Source organism: Streptomyces beijiangensis, assembly GCF_017315755.1.
GTDB lineage: Bacteria > Actinomycetota > Actinomycetes > Streptomycetales > Streptomycetaceae > Streptomyces > Streptomyces beijiangensis.
Genome location: NZ_JAFLRJ010001362.1, coordinates 1 through 300 on the forward strand (window position 1 = coordinate 1; position 300 = coordinate 300).

Sequence of the window (300 nt, forward strand, 5' to 3'; positions counted from 1 at the left end):
GGCGAGGACCTTGCCGAGCTCCACGCCCCACTGGTCGAAGGAGTCGATGCCCCAGACGGCGCCCTGCACGAACACCTTGTGCTCGTAGAGGGCGACGAGCTGGCCGAGGACCGAGGGGGTCAGCTCGTCGGCGAGGATGGCGGTGGTGGGCCGGTTGCCGGGGAAGGTGCGGTGCGGCACCAGTTCCTCGGGGACGCCCTCGGCGCGGACCTCCTCGGCGGTCTTGCCGAAGGCCAGCGCCTGGGTCTGGGCGAAGAAGTTGGCCATCAGCAGGTCGTGCTGGGCGGCGAGGCCGTCCGG

General features: G+C 71.7%; 1 protein-coding gene. It reads right to left on the reverse strand.

The genetic code is table 11. The features are described from left to right. Positions 1-300 (reverse strand): phosphoglucose isomerase-related protein (locus J0695_RS41835; protein WP_505383649.1); only part of this gene is annotated, 300 nt, incomplete at both ends.